23 protein-coding genes are annotated in these 19,200 nt (G+C 60.4%); 10 read left to right on the forward strand and 13 right to left on the reverse strand.

What is annotated here, in order from left to right:
• Positions 1–52 precede the first annotated feature (52 nt).
• The 5 genes from ehuB to BM413_RS30295 are packed head-to-tail and all read left to right on the forward strand — an operon-like array spanning position 53 to position 4,105.
• A complete protein-coding gene (ehuB, locus tag BM413_RS30275; RefSeq protein ID WP_091918563.1) occupies positions 53–928 on the forward strand; it encodes an ectoine/hydroxyectoine ABC transporter substrate-binding protein EhuB in 876 nt (291 codons plus the stop codon).
• The gene (locus BM413_RS30280; protein WP_091918564.1) at positions 925–1,584 is read left to right on the forward strand and encodes an amino acid ABC transporter permease; all 660 of its coding nucleotides are present in this window, start codon (positions 925–927) and stop codon (positions 1,582–1,584) included. The genes ehuB and BM413_RS30280 overlap by 4 nt, the downstream gene beginning before the upstream one ends.
• The gene (locus BM413_RS30285; RefSeq protein ID WP_091918565.1) at positions 1,574–2,233 is read left to right on the forward strand and encodes an amino acid ABC transporter permease; all 660 of its coding nucleotides are present in this window, start codon (positions 1,574–1,576) and stop codon (positions 2,231–2,233) included. Before BM413_RS30280 ends, BM413_RS30285 begins: the two co-directional genes overlap by 11 nt.
• A 41-nt stretch (positions 2,234–2,274) precedes the next feature.
• A complete protein-coding gene (locus BM413_RS30290; protein WP_280141874.1) occupies positions 2,275–3,024 on the forward strand; it encodes an amino acid ABC transporter ATP-binding protein in 750 nt (249 codons plus the stop codon).
• On the forward strand, positions 2,984–4,105 hold the full coding sequence (locus BM413_RS30295; RefSeq protein WP_244538115.1) for a succinylglutamate desuccinylase/aspartoacylase family protein: 1,122 nt from the start codon (positions 2,984–2,986) through the stop codon (positions 4,103–4,105). Before BM413_RS30290 ends, BM413_RS30295 begins: the two co-directional genes overlap by 41 nt.
• Positions 4,106–4,368: 263 nt before the next feature.
• Here BM413_RS30295 and BM413_RS30305 read toward each other — a convergent pair whose 3' ends face one another.
• Both BM413_RS30305 and BM413_RS30310 read right to left on the reverse strand, forming a co-directional pair.
• Positions 4,369–5,097, reverse strand: a complete 729-nt coding sequence (locus BM413_RS30305) for an autoinducer binding domain-containing protein (RefSeq protein ID WP_091918567.1) — start codon at positions 5,095–5,097, stop codon at positions 4,369–4,371.
• A 175-nt stretch (positions 5,098–5,272) separates the two neighbouring features.
• The gene (locus tag BM413_RS30310) at positions 5,273–5,560 is read right to left on the reverse strand and encodes a helix-turn-helix domain-containing protein (protein ID WP_348272952.1); all 288 of its coding nucleotides are present in this window, start codon (positions 5,558–5,560) and stop codon (positions 5,273–5,275) included.
• A 391-nt stretch (positions 5,561–5,951) separates the two neighbouring features.
• Between BM413_RS30310 and BM413_RS30315 the strand changes: the two genes are divergently transcribed.
• The gene (locus BM413_RS30315; protein ID WP_348272953.1) at positions 5,952–7,013 is read left to right on the forward strand and encodes a threonine synthase; all 1,062 of its coding nucleotides are present in this window, start codon (positions 5,952–5,954) and stop codon (positions 7,011–7,013) included.
• 47 nt (positions 7,014–7,060) lie between these two features.
• On the opposite strand, the gene BM413_RS32870 is transcribed toward BM413_RS30315, so the two are convergent.
• Complete coding sequence (locus BM413_RS32870) at positions 7,061–7,258, reverse strand: hypothetical protein (RefSeq protein ID WP_139238698.1); 198 nt, start codon at positions 7,256–7,258, stop codon at positions 7,061–7,063.
• A 243-nt stretch (positions 7,259–7,501) separates the two neighbouring features.
• Here BM413_RS32870 and BM413_RS30320 point away from each other — a divergent pair, with 243 nt between their 5' ends.
• The 4 genes from BM413_RS30320 (at position 7,502) to BM413_RS30335 (ending at position 9,378) form a co-directional block, all read left to right on the forward strand.
• Positions 7,502–7,933, forward strand: coding sequence for a hypothetical protein (locus BM413_RS30320; RefSeq protein WP_091918570.1), 432 nt, complete (start codon positions 7,502–7,504; stop codon positions 7,931–7,933).
• Between the two features lie 162 nt (positions 7,934–8,095).
• Complete coding sequence (locus tag BM413_RS30325) at positions 8,096–8,317, forward strand: XRE family transcriptional regulator (RefSeq protein ID WP_348272954.1); 222 nt, start codon at positions 8,096–8,098, stop codon at positions 8,315–8,317.
• Between the two features lie 265 nt (positions 8,318–8,582).
• The gene (locus BM413_RS30330) at positions 8,583–8,822 is read left to right on the forward strand and encodes a PepSY domain-containing protein (protein WP_091918572.1); all 240 of its coding nucleotides are present in this window, start codon (positions 8,583–8,585) and stop codon (positions 8,820–8,822) included.
• A gap of 70 nt (positions 8,823–8,892) precedes the next feature.
• Entirely contained in the window at positions 8,893–9,378 is a 486-nt protein-coding gene (locus BM413_RS30335) for a GlcG/HbpS family heme-binding protein (RefSeq protein ID WP_091918573.1), read from the forward strand.
• 89 nt (positions 9,379–9,467) lie between these two features.
• Here BM413_RS30335 and BM413_RS30340 read toward each other — a convergent pair whose 3' ends face one another.
• From BM413_RS30340 to trbB, 10 genes are read right to left on the reverse strand one after another with little or no spacing between them, the layout of a single operon-like run.
• On the reverse strand, positions 9,468–10,655 hold the full coding sequence (locus BM413_RS30340; RefSeq protein WP_091918574.1) for a TraB/TrbI/VirB10 family type IV secretion system protein: 1,188 nt from the start codon (positions 10,653–10,655) through the stop codon (positions 9,468–9,470).
• Positions 10,652–11,671 carry a P-type conjugative transfer protein TrbG gene (trbG, locus tag BM413_RS30345; RefSeq protein WP_091918575.1) on the reverse strand — a complete coding sequence of 340 codons (1,020 nt, stop codon included), beginning with the start codon at positions 11,669–11,671 and terminating at the stop codon, positions 10,652–10,654. Before trbG ends, BM413_RS30340 begins: the two co-directional genes overlap by 4 nt.
• On the reverse strand, positions 11,668–12,357 hold the full coding sequence (gene trbF, locus BM413_RS30350; RefSeq protein WP_091918586.1) for a conjugal transfer protein TrbF: 690 nt from the start codon (positions 12,355–12,357) through the stop codon (positions 11,668–11,670). The genes trbG and trbF overlap by 4 nt, the downstream gene beginning before the upstream one ends.
• A complete protein-coding gene (trbL, locus tag BM413_RS30355) occupies positions 12,357–13,706 on the reverse strand; it encodes a P-type conjugative transfer protein TrbL (RefSeq protein ID WP_091918576.1) in 1,350 nt (449 codons plus the stop codon). Before trbL ends, trbF begins: the two co-directional genes overlap by 1 nt.
• 3 nt (positions 13,707–13,709) lie before the next feature.
• On the reverse strand, positions 13,710–13,997 hold the full coding sequence (gene trbK-alt, locus BM413_RS30360; RefSeq protein ID WP_091918577.1) for a putative entry exclusion protein TrbK-alt: 288 nt from the start codon (positions 13,995–13,997) through the stop codon (positions 13,710–13,712).
• Positions 13,998–14,009: 12 nt separating this feature from the next.
• Positions 14,010–14,759: a P-type conjugative transfer protein TrbJ gene (trbJ, locus tag BM413_RS30365; RefSeq protein WP_091918578.1), complete on the reverse strand. Its 750-nt coding sequence runs from the start codon at positions 14,757–14,759 to the stop codon at positions 14,010–14,012.
• Positions 14,756–17,212: a conjugal transfer protein TrbE gene (trbE, locus tag BM413_RS30370; RefSeq protein ID WP_091918579.1), complete on the reverse strand. Its 2,457-nt coding sequence runs from the start codon at positions 17,210–17,212 to the stop codon at positions 14,756–14,758. Before trbE ends, trbJ begins: the two co-directional genes overlap by 4 nt.
• Positions 17,213–17,223: 11 nt before the next feature.
• A complete protein-coding gene (locus tag BM413_RS30375; RefSeq protein WP_091918580.1) occupies positions 17,224–17,502 on the reverse strand; it encodes a VirB3 family type IV secretion system protein in 279 nt (92 codons plus the stop codon).
• Positions 17,502–17,834, reverse strand: a complete 333-nt coding sequence (locus BM413_RS30380; protein ID WP_091918581.1) for a TrbC/VirB2 family type IV secretion system protein — start codon at positions 17,832–17,834, stop codon at positions 17,502–17,504. The genes BM413_RS30375 and BM413_RS30380 overlap by 1 nt, the downstream gene beginning before the upstream one ends.
• On the reverse strand, positions 17,834–18,808 hold the full coding sequence (trbB, locus tag BM413_RS30385; protein WP_091918582.1) for a P-type conjugative transfer ATPase TrbB: 975 nt from the start codon (positions 18,806–18,808) through the stop codon (positions 17,834–17,836). Before trbB ends, BM413_RS30380 begins: the two co-directional genes overlap by 1 nt.
• Positions 18,809–19,200 lie beyond the last annotated feature (392 nt).

The following is a 19,200-nucleotide window of genomic DNA, read 5'->3' on the forward strand; positions in this document are numbered from 1 at the left end:
CCAAAAACAAAAAAGCGACCGCACCAACAATTCACGACAATGGGAGAACAGCATGAACCGTGGAATTCGCACGCTGCGAGCAGCCCTCTGGATCGCCTTGGCGTCGTTGACGCTGGTCGCGGCCAGCAGTGGCGCTATCGCCGAGACGACGAAGGAACGCATCTTGCGCGAGGGCAAGATCGTCATCGGCATCCACAACCGCTCGCCCTGGGGTTTTCGCGACGACAAGACGGGCGAAGCGACGGGCTGGCATCCGGATTTGTTGAAGGCTGCCTTTTCCGAGCTTGGTGTTAAAGAACTCGACATCCGCGTGACCGAGTTCGGCGCTCTGGTCCCCGGCCTGCTCGCGGGTCGGTTCGATGCTGTCGCCTCTGGGCTGGCGATCACGCCGGAGCGGTGCCAGCAGGTTCTGTTCGGGATGCCGGACCTGAAGGTTCCGGACGCGGCGATCGTGCTTTCCGGCAATCCCAGGAAGATTCACGGCTATGCCGACATCGCCGCACAGGGTGAGATCACGATGGGCGCCGGACGCGGCAGCGTGGTCGCCAGAAACGCTGTTGCGGCGGGCGTGCCGAACGACCGGATGCTGCTGTTTCCCGATATCGAGTCGAACGTCTCGGCCCTGCGCGCCGGCCGGATCGATGTCGCGGTGCTGTCGTCGCCGACGGTCATCGGTTTGCTGTCGGGGAACAAGACTGATGGCATCGAACGCGCCCTGCCCTTCGAGACTGCCGACGAGCAGGCGAACTTTGCCGCAATCGCCTTCCGCCGCGAAGATGGCGACCTGCGCGCACTCTATGACGAGCAGCTGGCCCGGCTGAAGACGGACGGGACACTCGCGAAGATCATGGAAAAGTACGGCTTTGGTGTGCCCGAGGCGGTGCCTGACACAGTCACCGCCACAAAACTGTGCGGTGCGGGCGAATGAGCATCTTGGATATCTGGCTCGGCATCCTGCAGGGCCTCGACGTCACGGCAAAGGTGACGGGCTATGGTTTGCTGTTCGCCGTCCCCTTCGCGCTGATCTTCGGTGTTGCTCAGTATCTCGCGAAGGGGGTGGTGCTTTTTGCGGTCACTACGATCATAGAGTTCTGGCGCAGCTCGGCAGTCATCATCCTGCTCTTTGTTTTCTACTATGCCCTTCCCGTGGTGGGGTTGATGCTGTCCGCGATAACCGTCAGCGCGATGGTGCTGGGGCTCAACATCGGCGGCTATGCCAGCCAGGCGGTTCGCGCCGGCTTGCAGTCGCTCGATCGCGGCCAGAAAGAAGCCGGACAGGCGCTCGGCCTGTCACGGCCGATGATCCTGCTTTTGATCGAGCTGCCGCAGGCGCTGGTGGCGATGAGCCCGACCTTCGTCAATCATTTTATTCAGCTGGTGAAGGCGACGGCGCTGGTTTCGCTGGTGACGCTGACCGACATGACGTTCCGCGCCAAGGAAATCGCGCAGATCGAATACAACCCGGTCGGCATCTACACCTCGCTGCTGCTTGCCTATTTCGTCGTCTGCTACCCGATCGCCATCCTGGGACGATGGCTCGAAGCGCGCATCAGTTCCGGAAGGGAGCTTGCCCGTGGGCTTTGATTTTTCGTTCGCACTCTCGACCGTGCCGACGATATTGGGTGCTATCGGCACGACCTTGCTGGTCGCGCTCATCAGTTGTTTTGGAGCGGCAGGCATAGGCTTCGGCTTCGAGATGCTGCGGCGCTCGGGAGGACTGAGCGGATATGCCGTGCGCTTCCTGATAGACTTCATCCGGGCAACGCCGGTTCTGGCCTGGCTCTACTTCCTGTATTTTGTGCTGCCCTTCTACGGCATCCGGCTCGGGGCACTCACCGTCGGCATACTGGGCCTGAGCGTCTATTTCAGCGGCTATCTGGCCGAGGTCTTCAAGGCAGGTATCGATGCGATCCCAAAAGGCCAGCAGGAGGCGTCACGTGCGGTCGGCCTCAGCCGTGCGGACACAATCGTCTTCGTCATTGCCCCACAAATGCTGCGCAACATCGCAGCACCCTTGGGCAACTACTTCGTGTCGATCCTCAAGGCGACGCCCTATCTCGCGGTGCTTGCAGTACCGGAAATGCTCGGTCAGGCCTTCGACATTGCGTCTGACACCTACCGCTATGCCGAACCGCTGACGGTCGCCGGCATTTTGTTCCTGCTGCTGGCGCTGGCGATCTCGCAAGCGGTCAAGCGGGTTGAGACGCGGCTTCTCGGATCGACCAGACGATGATCCGGCCTTCCATTCTCATGCAACCCGATCGAGGAGTTTCGATGCGAGAGCAATCTCCAGACATGGCCACAGAAATCAGCGGGCTCAACAAATGGTACGGCAGTTTCCATGTGCTGAAGGATATCGATCTTACCGTTGCTGCCGGCTCGCGGATTGTCATTTGCGGGCCGTCCGGTTCCGGTAAATCCACGCTCATCCGCTGCATCAACGGGCTGGAGACCTATCAGGGCGGATCGATTGCGCTTGGCGGCGTAAAACTCGGTGAGGATGCAAGACAAACCGCGCTTGCCCGGCGCGATACCGGAATGGTGTTTCAGAGTTTTAATCTCTTCCCGCACCTGACCGTGCTGTCGAACTGCACGCTGGCTTTGCGGCGTGTCCTGGGAAAATCCCGGAAAGAGGCCGAGGCGATAGCTCTTCATCATCTGGAGAAAGTTCGCATTCCCGAGCAGGCCAAAAAATATCCGGCTCAGCTGTCAGGCGGGCAGCAGCAGCGGGTGGCGATTGCGCGCGCCCTTTGTCTCAACCCCCGCCTGATGCTGTTCGATGAGCCGACATCGGCCCTTGATCCGGAGATGATCAAGGAGGTGCTGGACGTGATGGTCGGTTTGGCATCCGAGGGCATGACCATGCTTTGCGTAACCCATGAGATGGGATTTGCACGCGAAGTGGCCGACCAGGTCGTCTTCATGGATCAGGGTCAAATCGTCGAGCAGGCGCAGCCTGAAACGTTCTTCGGAGCGCCGAGCCATGTCCGCGCCCGGCAATTCCTCGAACGGATTCTGCATTGAGGTCGATACACTGATGACGATCAAGACAAGAATCTGGACACCCGTCGACTATGAGATCGACGGCAAGCAATGCGACTGTTTGAGACTACCCCATTCCACCGATCTCTCGGCCTACGGGTTCGTGCCGATACCGATTGTTTGTATCAAATCGGGCAGCGGGCCGACGGCCCTCCTGATCGCTGGAAACCATGGCGACGAATATGAGGGCCAGGTCGCCCTGAGCAATCTCGCACTCGAAATTCATGCCGACGACGTCCGCGGCAGGATCATCATCCTGCCCGCGCTCAACTTTCCCGCGGTCGAAGCGGGGCGACGCGTTTCGCCGCTCGACGGCGGCAATCTCAATCGCCTGTTTCCGGGTGATGTGTTGGGCTCGCCAACGCAAATGATCGCGCACTATGTCAGCGACGTCCTTCTGCCAATGGCCGACATCGTCATCGACCTGCATGCCGGTGGTCGTTCCCTGCACTACCTGCCAAGCGCTTTGGTGAGGACTGGCGGAACGCAGGAGGAAACCGCCAAACTGGTCGAACTGTTGGGGGTGTTTGGGGCGCCGGTCAGCTCAATCAGCGACGGGTCCGGCGGTGGCGGTGCCACGACATTGGCTGCTGTTGCACAGCAACTGAATGTCCCTGCCCTCACCGCCGAGCTTGGCGGCGGCGCTGGTCTCTCCCGGGACGGCCTCCAGCTTGCCGAGCAGGGCGTGCGCCGTGTGTTGAAACATTATGGCATCCTGCCTGATATCAAAGTCGACCCGGCGCCAGGGACACGGCTAATGAAGGTCGATGGTCGAGACGCCTTCACCTATGCGCTCACGAGCGGCATATTCGAGCCGGCGGCCGAGGTCGGTGAACCTGTGAAAGCCGGACAACTAGCCGGCAGGGTCCACCCGATCGGTTGGCCGATGCATCAGGTCGAGACGGTGCATTTCAGCCAGTCCGGGCTTGTGGCCTGCCGGCGCGCGCCATCCCTGACCGCGCCGGGTGACTGCCTGTACAAGGTCATGGTCAACATCGGCACGCAAGCGTCACTTGCGCGGTCCCGCCACCAAGAATTGCAGGCGGCAAACCACAACAGGTGACATCGGCTATCCTTCTATTCCGGCTGCCTCGAATGCCTGGCCAAAGCATCGATCTCGCAGGCAAGAACACGTTCCTGACCGATCCGGCCCTGGAAAATGACGCCGGTGGCGCGAAATCCGCAGTGCAGGTAAAGCGCGCTGGCATCAGGGTTGTCAGCATTCACCGTCAGTATCAGCTGTTGGATCTCGGGTCGATTGGCGGCAATCCACCGCGCGGCCAGCTCATATGCTCTACTCGCCGAAATCCCCAAATTCAGCGATTGCTAGATCTGAATTTCCTGCCGTCGCAACCCTTCGGCGACTGCGTGGGCCGCATTCACAACGTCAAGCTTTTCGCGAATGTTGCGAAGATGCGTTTGCACCGTGTGCCTGGAGATGTTCAGGATGCAAGCAATGTCCTCGGTTCCCTTACCGGCCGAGATCCATTGAAGAATTTCCCGTTCGCGAGGGGTCAGAACGGGACATTGCTCATGGCGAACCAGTTCTTCCAGAACACACACCTTTTTGTAGGCATGTCTGCATACCGCATCAATGATAGGCAAAGTGGTGCTGGATAGTCCAACGAACTCACCGGCGGCTGTGACAACCGCAGGGCCGAAGTGCGGAGCATGGATCGGGACGCACACGCCCTCAGTCATTCCGAATTCGCGGGCTTCTTCCATTACGAGCAGGCCGCGAGGAGGCATATGCTCGCGTTCAAGCTCGCTCCAGAAAAAGGCACCGCCGGTACGTCTGCTCTCGCCCGCGCAAGGATCGTGAAAATAATGGCCTTGTTCGCTATAACGCGCATGCCACTCCTCGGACCAGCCATCGCACAGGATTTGCCTGTGCCAATGTTGATCGTCCGGCGCTGGCAGCCCGGTTATAAGACATTGACTAAATCCGTACTCTGCCAGACATCTGCGAAGTCTATCGAGTACAGCCTTGGAAGATTTTGCTCGTTCAATTCTTGAGATCGCGTGGTTGATCTCCGAGATCATGCGTTCATTCATGCGAGCGCTTCGACGCCCCAAACGCCGCCTCTACCCCAATGACCAAGGGTAACGCGTCAAAGTTTGTCGGCTCAACGTTAGATTAATGGAATGTTCACTCTAGTGAACATCGGCCGATAAACATTTCGTCAGTATCGTTTTACTGATTTGCCGGCAAATTGCAGGGATCGTTATCCTAAGTTGTCGGCTCCCACGCAGGCGGGCGAATTAATTCGGTTGCCTCCACTTCGAGTGCCTCAGCCAAATCCTCCAGTGTCTCAAGCGTTACATTGCGTCGACCTGCCTCCACACCGCTGATGTAGGCGCGCGAATGACCCGCGAGAAAGGCCAGCCCTTCCTGAGAGAGCTTCTTATCCCTGCGCAAGCGTTGAACGTTTAGACTCAATCGACCAGCGAGCTTCATGCATGAAGGATTGCATGTTTGTTCACTATAATGCGGCACACTATAGTGAACATTTTGCATTGACAGCTGGCCGCAGGGCTGTTTGAACCATGTGAGATTGAAACTCTTTGACAGCCACAGGAGGAACAATGGGTTACCGTTTTTTCAGGAAATCTGACATTTCGGTGCCGCTGCTCTTCAAATCAGTTCGAGCGACTGGCCATCAAAATCTGGTCAAAGAGTCGAATTCCGGTACCGGGGATTTGTCATGACGGTTGCATGCAAGATCGCCGGCTTTTCCTGTATCCGATGCGGCGCGAACTATCCTGCCGATATCGAGATTGATTCCAGGGGTTGCCCCGTTTGCCAGCTAAGCGCGCCGGCTAATCTTCAGCCTGTTTACAAAAAATCGCAATCAGCCGGAGAGCCGGATCGGCCTGATCTGCAGAAATCGCTGTGGCGCCACGCGAACATGCTTCCCTGCGCAGCAGAAGACGCGATCTCCCTCGGAGAGGGTGACACACCACTGTTGAAGGCTGCGACCATCGGCCAGGCTCTCGGAGTGCCGAACCTGTTGATCAAGGATGAAGGCCGCAATCCGACCTGGTCGCACAAGGATCGTTTCTCGACGGTGGCGGTATCAGTCGCGCGCAGCCAGGGTGCGCGCGTGATCGCGACAGCCTCGTCCGGCAACGCCGGTGCTTCGCTTGCCGCCTATGCGGCGCGTGGTGGGCTCGAATGCGTCGTCGCGACATTCGCCGGTACGGCAGGACCAATGCTGTCGCAGATACGGAGATATGGTGCGACCGTCCTGCCTCTGGTCAACAAGATGGACAGATGGGCGCTGCTTGCGGAGGCAGCCTCACGTTTCGGCTGGTTCGTTACGTCGCCATGCCATTCTCCCGTTGTGGGCAGTCATCCCGTGGGCATCGAAGGCTACAAGACCATTGCCTATGAGATCATTGAACAGTCCAACGGCGAAGTCCCCGACTGGTGCGTCATGCCAGTCTGCTACGGCGACGCACTTGCCGGTGTTTGGCTCGGTTTCAAGGAACTGTTCGAGGCCAGATACATCGATCGCCTGCCAAAACTCGTGGCGGCGGAGGTACACGGCTCTCTTTCCGATGCGCTCGCGCGCGGTGTCGACAGACTGGATGAACAGGAGATGCTTTTTGAAACACTCGCAGTATCGATCGGCACGCCACGCAGCACCTATCAGGCGGTCAAGGCGCTACGTGAATCGTCGGGCCGGGCTGTCCCGGTTAACAATGACAGCCTCCTGGATCTTCAGAAGCAGCTCGCGCGAAGCGAGGGCATCTTTGCCGAACTCGCGTCCGTGACGCCTCTCGCGGCAATCCGCGAACTGCGAAAGCAGAAAGTGATTTCCGCAAACGATAGAGTTGTCGCGGTTGTCACCGCAAGCGGCTTGAAGGATCTCGATCGCTCGACAGATCCGTCGCAGACACACCAGACATTTCGGACGATCGAGGATGCCTGGCAGTCGCTCAATTCCAGGCAGAATATGTTTGGGTGACACCTCTTGCCCGTTCAAGCGTCCGAACGGCTCGGTATATGGCCAGCCTATTGAGACAAAAGAACATCATCCAGCCGTCGTCGAGCCCAGGGAAAGCGCGTCCAGGCTGATTCATGGGCTGGCTTGATGCGGGAAAGCATTTCCGGCTCTGCCGGCTGCTTGCACGGCCAGCCGGCCAAGTCGGCCAGCCACGCCTCGTTGTAGATGGTATCGGAATGACGATGCCCCTCATCAAGCATGATCACCGCAACGGTTGCGTAGTTGTACGTCCTGGCCACCCACCGCGGCACAAGTGCGGCCGCACAGCACTCGCAGTACCCGCGCCTAACCTGCACACGACCAGTCAGCAAGATGGGCTTCAATTTGTGATAACGCGTTCGGGCGGACTGCACCCTGCCGGATGCGGGCCATTCCCGCGGCGGTTGCAGCGTCGCGAATTTGCATGACGGCGTTTCGGCGGTTACCTTGCCGCCCTCACGGAGTGAAGCATGGATTATCGAACAGCCACTACCGCCGACCTTACCGCCATCTTTCGAGACCTCGCCAATCGAATGGCTGACCAATACGCGACGGCCGGTCTGAATATCGATGAGGTGAAGGACGAATTCATGATGGCCCTGAGAGAGGGCCGCGGCGATACCTTGCTCGAGGGCGGGAAACCAGTCGCAATAATCGCATGGCGGGAGATTAATCACGCAGCCCAAACGGCTTTTGCAGCCCACGAGAGCTTCTTTTCCCGGTCTTCAGTCCGCTTCTGCAAGAAACACATCAGGCGCATACAGGCTCTGTGCGGGAACCTTCCAATCCATTCCTACAACTGGTCAGACAGGCCGGAAGTCGCGAAGTGGTTCCGCATTCTTGGATTCAAGGAAGTAGAGCGCGGGAAAGGCTTCGTTGTCTTCGAGCTAGACCCTTCATAGTCATTCTAAGTCTCAGTGTTGTTAGGCAAAAGGCCCAACGTCGCGTTGCATTCTCCAGTCCTCCCTTCAAACGTGAGTGCTATCATGATCTCCGGACCACAGTGCCGAGCCGCCAGAGCCCTCGTCGAAAGCTCGCGAGAGCTCCTTGCCAAGCGATCGGGCGTGACCGAGCTGATAATCGAGCAGTTCGAGCGTAGTATCGAACTGCCTGGACCAGCCGCAGTTACATCGCTTCAGTCAGCTCTTGAAGATCTCGGCGCGGTTTTCATTTCTGAAAATGGCGGCGGCGTCGGGGTCCGGCTGAAATTCTCTCGAACAGAGACCAAACGCATCTCTCGCCTGGAAGGCGAAGGCGGGATCGTTGCTAGCGATGAGGTTCCCTAATCTTGGCCGTCGCCCCGAAAAGTGCCGAACCCGCCGCTTCAAGCAAGCTAGAATGCGACCTGAAGAGACGTCGAATTCACTAGGGCTCTCGGAAATTCCTATTCGTACTAACCCCATGAATAGCTCGCTGCGTGATAGCGACCGAAACGGCCAGTAGTTTTGCCGTGGGTGATGCTTGTCGGTGAGTGCCATGTATGATTTTCTAACACTGGTTGATTCATAGGCTGTGGGGCCACTTTGCAAACGCCAACCCAAGGAATCCGCTATGCGCTTCGTCATCGCTTCCGCTCTCATCATTATGGCTCCGCTTAGCGCGTTTGCTGCCCCGCCAGAGGGAACCAAGCTGTCCGAAATCATCGCCAAGGTCGAGCAAACTCCAGATCTCGAATACATCGATGAAGTCGACTGGAACGATCGCGGATACTACGAGATCGAATATTTCATGAAGAATGGAGCCAAAGCCGAGATCAAGATTGACCCCAAGACAGGTGAGCCGGTGAGATAGGCGGACACTTCACGCGCCTATCCAAAACATGTTTGCCCGCAAGGGTCCGTCTGAATAATTGGAGGTCACGATGAAGAAGTTCATTGGCGCGTCTGTCGCGCTCTTTCTCATTGGTTCAGCCGCTTCCGGTGAAGAACTTCAGGAACGAAACATCTCTCTCGCAACAGCCACTGAGCTTGCTCAGGAAGGTATCAATGCATGCAGGGCCAAAGGCTATAACGTTGCGGTGGCGGTAGTCGATCGTGCGGGCCTGCTCCGTGCCTTGATGAGATCTGACAAGGCTGGTCCTCATACGCTGGGAGCGGCGCAAGCAAAGGCCTTCACATCTGCGTCGGCACGCGCAGCGACGAGCGCCATGGCGAAGAATGTTCAGGAAAACCCCGGAGCGGCCCAGTTGGTCGATATACCGGGATTTCTTGTCCTTGCCGGTGGCGTTCCAATTAAGATCGGCGATGAGACAATCGGCGCAGTCGGGATCGGCGGCGCTCCCGGCGGAAACTTTGATGAGGAATGCGCCACTGAAGCGCTCGACAAAATCAAAGACAAGTTGAAGTAGTATCGCGTCGGCTAAACTCGGCCTCGATCCATTAGTCCGCCTGCTGGCTTGTCGCCAATGATCGGACCGAGCTTCACCTTTGTCATGGATCAATCTCCATAGGGTTCGAGGACCAGATCGCGGTTGACGATAACACGGACGGGAAAGCCCGGCCGGATCGTCAGCGTCGGCGCAACGTTGAGCTGCCGGCGAATGATTTGCTGCCCTGCATCATTGATGGTGTCCTGAGCACCGTCGCGAATGGCGCGGATGAGGCGATCTTCATCACTCACGGCCAGCTCGGCGCCTGCAGCCAGAAGTGTCGAGAGGCCTGCGGCCTTGGCCAAGTCCCACCAATGATAGTCGACGCCATCCTCGAGGCCAGCGTAACCTTGCGTGTCGGCGCCGGCCTGGCGCTCGAGCACAATCGAGCTGCCATTCGGGAAGATCAGACGGTTCCATACCAGGAGCACGCGGCGCTGGCCGAAACCGACGTCATTGCTGTATTCGCCGATAATCCGGGTGCCCTGCGGCACAAGAAGAATGCCGCCGGTTGGGCTGTCATAGATATGCTCCGTGACCTGAGCGGTAATCTGGCCCGGAAGATCGGAGCGGATACCGGTGATGAGCGCTGCCGGGATGACGGCGCCGGCCTGCAGCACATAAGGCGATGATATGGGCATGACGCGATCCGGCGCCACGGTGCGCCGATCGACCGGCATGTTCAGGAAGGCTGTCTGCCGATCCTCCGCCGTTGGCAGCGGTTGGCCTGCGAGATCAAGGCCTGAAAGGCTCGCACCTGCCAAATCGCTCTGCGGTCCGGTCATGGCGCCTGCCCCCGCCTCGGCCTGGAAGAAGACGCGGCTGGTGCGGGCAGCTTCTTCCTCGGCGCGACGCCGTTGCTCGGCCTCATCGACGGCCGGCGCGGTAATCGCAGGCGGAATAACAGGCTGGCCCCGGTTTTGCGCGGCGAGTATTGGGCGGCCAAGATCGCCGGGCAGCGCTGGACCGAGGATCGGACCGCTGTAGTCTCGCGGCAGACCGGCAAGTCCGTCGGCGGTCGCCCGATTGTCGACGGAATAGAGTTCCTCACTATCCATCGCGGCATCATGTCTCTGGAGAGCATAGATCAGCATGCCGCCGATACCGATCGATGCGGCAAAGGCAATGCTGGCGAGCGCCTTGCGCGACAGGCGGGTCACCCGCGGCGGATCATTCCGCAGCCGCATCGTCGCTGCAGAATCGGCAAGCGATGCAGGAGTTGGCACCTCGCCTTCCCTGCTATTGTCCTGGCTCATCGCGACTGCCCTCTATTCAGCTTTCGCGCATTCGCTGCCTGCAAAGCAGTGGCGATGCGTTCGACCCTGACGGTCTGTTGGCGCTTGCCGCCGCCAAGACGCAATTCGGCAGCACCGAACAGCCGGTCAACGATCAGGATATTCTGGTGGATACGGCTGTTTACGATCTGCGACTCGCCATCCGGACCGATGACGAAGACAGGCGGCATTTCGCCCTGGACGATGCCACGCGGAAATTCGATGTAAACGCGCCGGCCGTCATCGTAGACCGAAACCGGCCGCCAGGGCGGATTGTCCCCGCTCAGGCCATAACGATGGTTCCGGGCTGCCATGGCCGGGATGATCGGCGTGACCGAAGCGGCTTGTTTCTGCGAAGCCCGCACCTGCGGATAGGCCCATGCGACAGCTGCCATGTAGGGTTTCTCAGCCGCACGCAGCTCGATCCGGTAGATACGGCGGTCCGTGGTGATGATGAGGTTCGTCGTGAGGTCCGGCCGGGTCGGCTTGACCAGCACATGGACACGCCGGGCAGTGCCCGATCCGCTCTCGGTATCGCCGATGATCCAGCGCGCAGTATCGCCGGCAGCGATCGGCCCGGCGCCTGTCAGGTTTTCGCCCGGTTCGAGCGCGATGTCGGTGATCTGTCCCGGCGCGGCATAGACCTGATAAAGCGCACCCTCACTCCAAGGATAGATTTGAATGGCGTTGTAGTAGCCCTCACGCCTTGGCTCGACGCGTGCAGCGAGATTGGCGTTTTCGACACGGGCCACGGGCGTACTTGCGGCATTGCCGCCCCGGCTCACTTTCCACGCTGGCGGCGTGTGCAGCGGCTTCGGCGTTGTGTCTGAGGCGACTGCGGGGACGACAGGTAACGGCGGCACGTCGGCGTCATAGCTGATCTGCGGCGGTTTCTTCGCCGAGGCACAGCTGCCGAGCAGAAACACAGAAATCAGCAGGAAGGCCGTTGCGGTTTTGTGGAAAGGCGGTTTTCCTGCGTCGTGCGAACACAGCCTCATTGCCCCATCTCCCGTGACCAGTTGATCGCGTTGACATAAATCCCGAGCGGGTTCGCGCGCAGCTTTTCGACGGTACGCGCTGGCTGAACGACGATGGTCAGGATTGCTGTCCAGCGCTCCGTCGCGGAGAGTTGGCCGTTCTCGTAGCGGCGCTCGATCCACGCAACGCGGAAGCTGTCCGGTGATGCCCGGATGACCGACGACACTTCAGCCGCTATCTGCTGTTTGCCGACCCTGGCGAATGGATCGTTGGCGCGGGCATGGTCGTTCAGCGCAGCGGCACCGCGATCCGTCGTCCATTCGTAGGCTCGCAGCCAGTTCTGGCGGACAATGACCGGATCGGCCGGAACCGCCCGAACCTGCTCGATGAAACGGGCGAGATGCCATGAGACCTGCGGATCGGTCGGCCGGTAGTCAGCCGTCGCCGGCGCTATGGTCTGGGCCTGTCCGAGATTGTCGACCTGAACCACCCACGGCACGACGGTCCCGCGCGCCGACTGCCAGATGAGTGCTGCGGCAAAACCGGATGAAAGGACCAGCGATCCAAAGGCCATGATGCGCCAGTTTTTCGCCTGAACGCGGGCCGAGCCGATACGCTCGTCCCAGACTTGCGCGGCGCGCTGATAGGGCGTTTCGGGTTGCGGTGTCTTGCCATAATGGGTGGCCGGTCGTTTGAAGAGACTCATCATCGCTCGCTTTCGGAAAGTTTGACGGAAGATCCGCCGCCATGGCTGTCGCCGGAGCGGACAGCGTGTGCTGCAGCCGTGATGCCGTGGCCCATCGATTGATTGCGCCTTATGCGTTGCGCCCAGTCAGGCGTCGTATCGTGCGAAGGCGTCGCCGCGTTGACATCAACGCCGCCCACGCTCCCCATCGTGGAGGAGCCGCCCGTCGCCTCGAAGGCGCTTTTTGTGCCACCGGCAAACCTCGACGTGACGGCTTCAGAAGCCTTGGCCATTCGGTGCTTGAGGGGAGACAGGGCTGCTTGGCCTGCCGCTCGGGCAACACCGCCCAAACCGGAGGCGACACCGGAAGCACCCGACTGCCCGATTGAACCGAGACTGTAAGCTGATGCGGCCGAACCTGCGGCGGCGGCACCTGTTCGCACTGTTGCTGCGCCGCCGGAGAGTGCAGCGGTCCCACCCTTTGCGGCGAGCATGCCGGCGCCGCCAGCAGCAACGGCGGCTCCGCCGACAGCAAAACCAGTACCGACGGCGGCTCCTGCGCCAAGCTGCGGGCCGCCTGACACAAGACCGTTTGCAATGCCGGGGCCGAATATTCCCAAGCCTACGAGCGCGAGTGCGGCCAGCACGATCGCCATGGCGTCATCGATGGTTGGCGTCTGCCCACCGAAGCCGGCGGTGAACTGACCGAACAGGGTCGAGCCAATACCGATAACGATGGCGAGCACCAGCACCTTGATGCCGGAGGAGATGACATTACCGAGTACCCGCTCGGCCATGAAAGCCGTCTTGCCGAACAGGCCAAAGGGAATGAGAACGAAACCAGCGAGCGTCGTCAGCTTAAATTCGATGAGTGTGACGAAGAGCTGCACGGCGAGAATGAAGAAGGCGAGCAGGACCAGCGCCCAGGCGAAGAGAAGACAGGCGATCTGGATGAAATTCTCGAAGAAGGCGATCCAGCCCATCAGGTCAGAGATGGACTCGAGCAGCGGTCGCGCCGCATCGAGACCGGTCTGTGCCACCTTGCCCGGACGCATGAGATCTGCCGCCGTGAAGCTGGTGCCTGAGCCTTTGAGGCCGAGGCCGGCAAAACTGTCGAATACGATCTTTGCCAAGCTGCTCCAGTTGCCGATGATGTAGGCGAATACGCCGACAAAGAGCGTTTTCTTGACGAGCCGGGCGATGATGTCGTCGTCGGCACCCCATGACCAGAATAGGGCAGCGAGCGTCACGTCGATGACGATCAGCGTCGTAGCGATGAAAGCCACCTCTCCGCCAAGCAGGCCGAAACCGCTGTCGATGTAGGACGTGAAGGTCCCGAGAAAGTCGTCGATGACGCCGGTGCCGCCCATGACTCACCGTCCTTCAATCGGATGAGGTGACGCGGGCTGCTGCGGTCGACCGAGGAAACGGTCGCGGGTTTCGGCCCATATGCGCAAGCATCCAGGGTCATTTGCCGCGGCTTCGCCAAGCTGCTGGCACCGGCGCTGACCATCACGCAGCGGGTCTTGAGCCGGTTCGAGAGCACGCACCCGCTCTTGCACTGGGGGATCGTCCTGGCGAACCATTTCGATTGCTGCCGCCGTGATTGCGATAGCCACGAATATGATCGCACCCAGCCGGGCCAGCGTCTTCCCCTCCATCCTCTCTACCCCTCAGTTGTTGAACATCTTTGCGTTTCCGGCCCGGTAGCCGCTGCCAGGCGTCAGGAAGCGCTCACGCTGCATACGTCCCTGCTCGGCGGCGGTCGCACGCTCGGCCTCTGTCAGCGCATCTGCCCTGCCATTGGCGGCGAGAACCGCAGTCAGGTCTGATAGCTGCTGTGACTGGAGCGCGAGGAGTTGATTACCAGCCTGCGTCGCCTGAAGCGCACCGGAGGCACCCTGGCTCTGGCCGACCAGCGCCGACATCTCGCTGCGGTTGGTGTCGATGTTGCCGACGACGCTTGCCTGGACGCGCATGGCGTCCTGCAGGCCACCGACAGTATTTTGCCAGCGCGATCGGGCATCGGCGATGAGTTGCTGATCGGTCGCGGACTGGGCAACATTGCCATACTGGCTCTTGAATGCCTGATCGACCTGACCGACGTCGAAGGCAATGTTCTGCGCCTGGGCAAGAAGCTGTTGGGTCCTCTGGACCGACTGCTGGAGCTGCTGAAGCGAGGAATGGGGAAGGCTTGTGAGATTACGTGCCTGGTTGATGAGCATCTGCGCTTCGTTCTGAAGCGAGGTGACTTGATTGTTGATCTGCTCAAGCGCCCGCGCCGCCTGAAGGACGTTTTGAACGTAATTCGTCGGGTCATAGACAATGCGCCAGGCATAGGCTGGCGCAGTCACCATCGGCGAAAGCGTGAGCGGTGCCGACAGGATGGTAGCCGTCAGCAGCGCGACTGGAAGGCGGATCATGACTGGTTCTCCTGTTTCGATTGCGGGATAAGATTTGTAAGATCGGGTATGAGGTCAGCCGCCCATGCGAGACCGCGTAGACGCAGCCAGGCGGCAAGAAAACCGTCACGGCCGTGCTCGGCGAAAATGCGGGCGATGGCGGCTTGATCGCTCTTGGAAGATGCGGCGGTCAGTGCCAGCCCGACTTCGGAGAGACCCAACTCGAACAGGCGATTGCCCTGCCGTGACTGGCAATAGTAATCGCGCTTCGGCGTGGCGCGGGCGAGGATTTCGATCTGTCGGTCATTAAGGCCGAAGCGGCGATAGATTGCCGTGATCTGCGGCTCGATCGCCCGCTCGTTCGGCAAGAGCAGCCGCGTCGGGCAGCTCTCGATGATGGCTGGCGCAATGGCGCTTCCGTCGATGTCGGACAGCGACTGCGTGGCGAAGATGACGGAAGCGTTTTTCTTGCGAAGCGTCTTCAGCCATTCTCGCAATTGACCGGTGAAACCGTCGTCATCAAGGGCAAGCCAACCTTCGTCCACGATCAACAATGTGGGGCGCCCGTCCAGCCGGTCGCCGATACGATGAAAGAGATAAGCGAGCACAGCGGGCGCAGCACCGGTGCCGATCAGCCCTTCGGTCTCGAACGCCTGAACGGAGGCCTCACCCAGATGCTCGACTTCCGCGTCGAGCAGCCGGCCGTGGGGTCCGCCGACGCAATAGGGCCGAAGCGCCTGCTTGAGGTCATTCGATTGCAGCAGGACCGACAGGCCCGTGATGGTACGCTCGGCAACGGGAGCGGTAGCGAGCGAGGTAAGCGCCGACCAGAGATGCTCCTTGACGTCAGGGGTGATCGAAACGCCCTCGCGCGTCAGGATCGCCACGATCCAGTCGGCTGCCCAGGCGCGCTCATAGGAGTCGTGGATGCGGGCAAGTGGCTGGAGCGAAACTGAGGCCTCCGATCCTTCCGTCAGGTTGCCGCCGAGATCATGCCAATCGCCGCCCATGGCGAGTGCGGCGGCGCGGATCGAGCCGCCGAAATCGAAGGCGAAGACCTGGGATTTCTCATACCGCCGGAATTGCAATGCCATGAGCGCCAGCAGCACGGATTTGCCCGCTCCGGTCGGACCGACGACGAGCGTATGACCGACATCGCCGACATGCAGGGAAAATCGGAACGGGGTCGAGCCTTCGGTCTTGGCATAGAGCAAGGGGGGCGCACTGAAATGCTCGTCCTGCCCCTCGCCCGCCCACACCGACGAGAGGGGGATCATGTGAGCGAGATTGAGCGTGGAGATCGGTGGTTGTCGGACATTGGCGTAGACGTGACCGGGCAGCGAGCCGAGCCAGGCATCAACGGCATTGATGGTCTCGGGCATGGCGGTGAAATCGCGGCCCTGGATGACTTTCTCGACCAACCGCAGCTTCTCGTCGACAAGACGCGGATCGTCATCCCAAACCGTCACGGTGGCGGTGACGTAGGCCTGTCCGGCGTAATCGGCGCCGAGTTCCTGCAGGGCGAGATCGGCATCAGCAGCCTTGTTTGCCGCGTCTGTGTCTACGAGGCTGGAGGCCTCGTTGGTCATCACCTCTTTCAGGATCGCGGCGATCGACTTGCGCTTGGCGAACCATTGCCGCCTGATCTTCGCCAACAGTTTGGTCGCTTCCGTCTTATCGAGAAGGATTGCCCGCGTCGACCAGCGATACGAGAAAGCGAGCCGGTTCAACTCGTCGAGGATTCCCGGCGTCGTGGCCGTCGGGAAGCCGACGATTGTCAGGATGCGCAGGTGAGCATCCCCGAAGCGCGGCTCCAGCCCACCGGTGAACGGTTGATCGGCAAGGAGTGCGTCGAGATAGATCGGCGTTTCGGGAACGCGGACGCGATGGCGCTTGGTCGAAATCGTCGAATGAAGATAGGTCAGCGTCTCTGTATCATCGAGCCACGCACATTCCGGCATGAAACCGTCGAGCAGCGCGAGTACGCGATCGGTTCGGTCGGTGAAGGACCGCAGGATCTCATGGGGATCGACACCGGATTGCTCCCTGCCCTCATAGAGCCAGGCTTCGGTGCGTGCCGTATCCTCGGCCGGTGGCAGCCAGGTGAACGTCAGGAAATAACCGGATTCAAAATGAGCGCCCGCCTCTTCGAAATCTGCTTTGCGCTCGGCATCGACTAATGCGGAAGCAGCATCCGGAAATACACTGTCCGGGTAGCTCTGCGCCGGAAGTCGAACGGCTTCGACGAAGATCGCCCAGCCGGAACCGAGGCGCCGAAAGGCATTGTTGAGGCGGCCGGCGACCGCAACCAGTTCAGCGGCAACAGCGCTATCAAGATCGGGACCACGAAAGCGCGCTGTCCGCTGGAAAGAGCCATCCTTGTTAAGCACGACACCCTGACCAACGAGTGCTGCCCAGGGCAGGAAATCCGCGAGACGGCTTGCAGTGCGGCGGTATTCGGCGAGGTTCATCATCGGAATTTCCCTCAGACGCCGAGATGACCAGGGATGCGCAAATGGCGGCGACCAATCTCGACGAAGAGAGGATCGCGCTTGGCCGCCCAAACCGCCGCGAAATGTCCGATGGCCCAGATCGCCAACCCGACCAGCCAGAGCCGGAGTCCGAGGCCGACTGCACCAGCGAGTGTGCCGTTGAGGATGGCGATCGAGCGCGGGGCGCCGCCGAGCAGTATCTGCTCGGTCAATGCGCGGTGAACCGGGACGGAGAAGCCCGGTACGTCGGCCTGTTCGTGAACATTCACCATCAGACGAGTGCTCCACCGCCGAAGGAAAAGAAGGACAGGAAGAAGCTCGACGCCGCGAAGGCGATCGACAGGCCGAAGACAATCTGTATGAGCCGGCGGAAGCCGCCGCCTGTATCGCCAAATGCCAGCGTCAGCCCGGTGACGATGATGATGATCACGGCAATGATCTTGGCCACCGGGCCTTCGATCGACTGGAGGATAGACTGGAGCGGCGCTTCCCACGGCATTGAAGAGCCAGCGGCATGAGCGGTGGGCGGGAAGATCAGGCCAGTATAAGTGACGGCAGCGGTCGCAGCGATGCGGTGACGAATGCTTGATGAGCGGAAGATCATCAGGGTTCTCCTGGGGCTTCTGGGGTGACGTGGTAGTCGCCGTTGGCATCAAGGCCATCGACGACGCGCGCGAGCTCGGAAAGCCGGCGCTGTGAGCCGCGCCCGGCGAGCACGGCGATGAGATCGATGGTCTCGGCGATCAATGCGCGCGGCACGGTGACGACGGCTTCCTGAATGAGCTGCTCGAGCCGTCGCAGCGCGCCGATGGCAGTGCCGGCATGGATGGTACCGACGCCGCCGGGATGGCCGGTGCCCCAGGCTTTAAGGAGATCGAGCGCTTCCGGACCACGCACCTCGCCGATCGGTATGCGATCGGGTCGAAGACGCAGCGAGGAGCGGACCAGATCGGAGAGCGTCGCCACACCATCCTTGGTCCGCATGGCTACGAGGTTGGAGGCCATGCATTGCAGTTCGCGGGTGTCTTCAATGATGACGACGCGATCGGAAGTCTTCGCGACCTCTGCCAGCAGCGCGTTGGTCAGGGTGGTCTTTCCGGTCGAGGTACCGCCGGCGACGAGAATGTTGGCGCGTGAAGCGACGCCCTGCCGGAGTGCTTCGGCCTGTACGTCCGACATGATCCCGGCAGCGACGTAATCACTGAGCGTAAACACCGCAACGGCCGGCTTGCGAATTGCAAAAACCGGGGCCGCGACGACTGGCGGTAGCAGCCCCTCGAACCGCTCTCCCGTCTCGGGCAGTTCCGCAGAGACCCTTGGGCTACCAGCATGAACCTCGGCGCCAACGTGATGAGCGACCAGGCGCACGATGCGCTCTCCGTCGTCAGGAGACAGTTGCTGACCCGTATCGAACAGACCTTCTGAGAGGCGGTCGATCCAGAGCCGGCCGTCGGGATTGAGCATCACCTCGACGATCGACGGGTCGTCCAGAAAACGGGCAATAGCGGGGCCGAGGGCTGTGCGCAGCATGCGCGCGCCCCGCTTGATTGCCTCTGATTTCTGGTGCGTCGCCGCCATGTCGTCCCCTTGCGGCCAGGGACCGTTCAGCCGGCCCTGGATCGGGGACGATTAAAAGAACCCGAAATTGGGTCGGTTCAACAAGTTTCGGGAGTAGTAGAAGCGTAGCGTGCAAATGCAGGAAAACGACGAGCTGCAGGAGATCGGCCCAAGAGGTTGAAGAAATCGCTATTCCGCGACATTGCAAATCTTAGGCGAAAAACTGATTCAAAAATCGGGATATTTGCGACACCACACGGGCCCCGCTGCTGGCCAAGCCGGACGTTCCCCAATCGCCATCGAACGACTGCAATGCGCCCCCATGCACGAACCCGCTTCGCGGGAGGGGCGTCCAGGCCTGAGATGGCGTAGTATTCGTAGCTTTTGAGCAGGTAGCGGCGGGCGAGCCGACC

Origin of the sequence: Mesorhizobium sp. YR577 (assembly GCF_900116595.1) — a bacterium.
GTDB lineage: Bacteria > Pseudomonadota > Alphaproteobacteria > Rhizobiales > Rhizobiaceae > Mesorhizobium_M.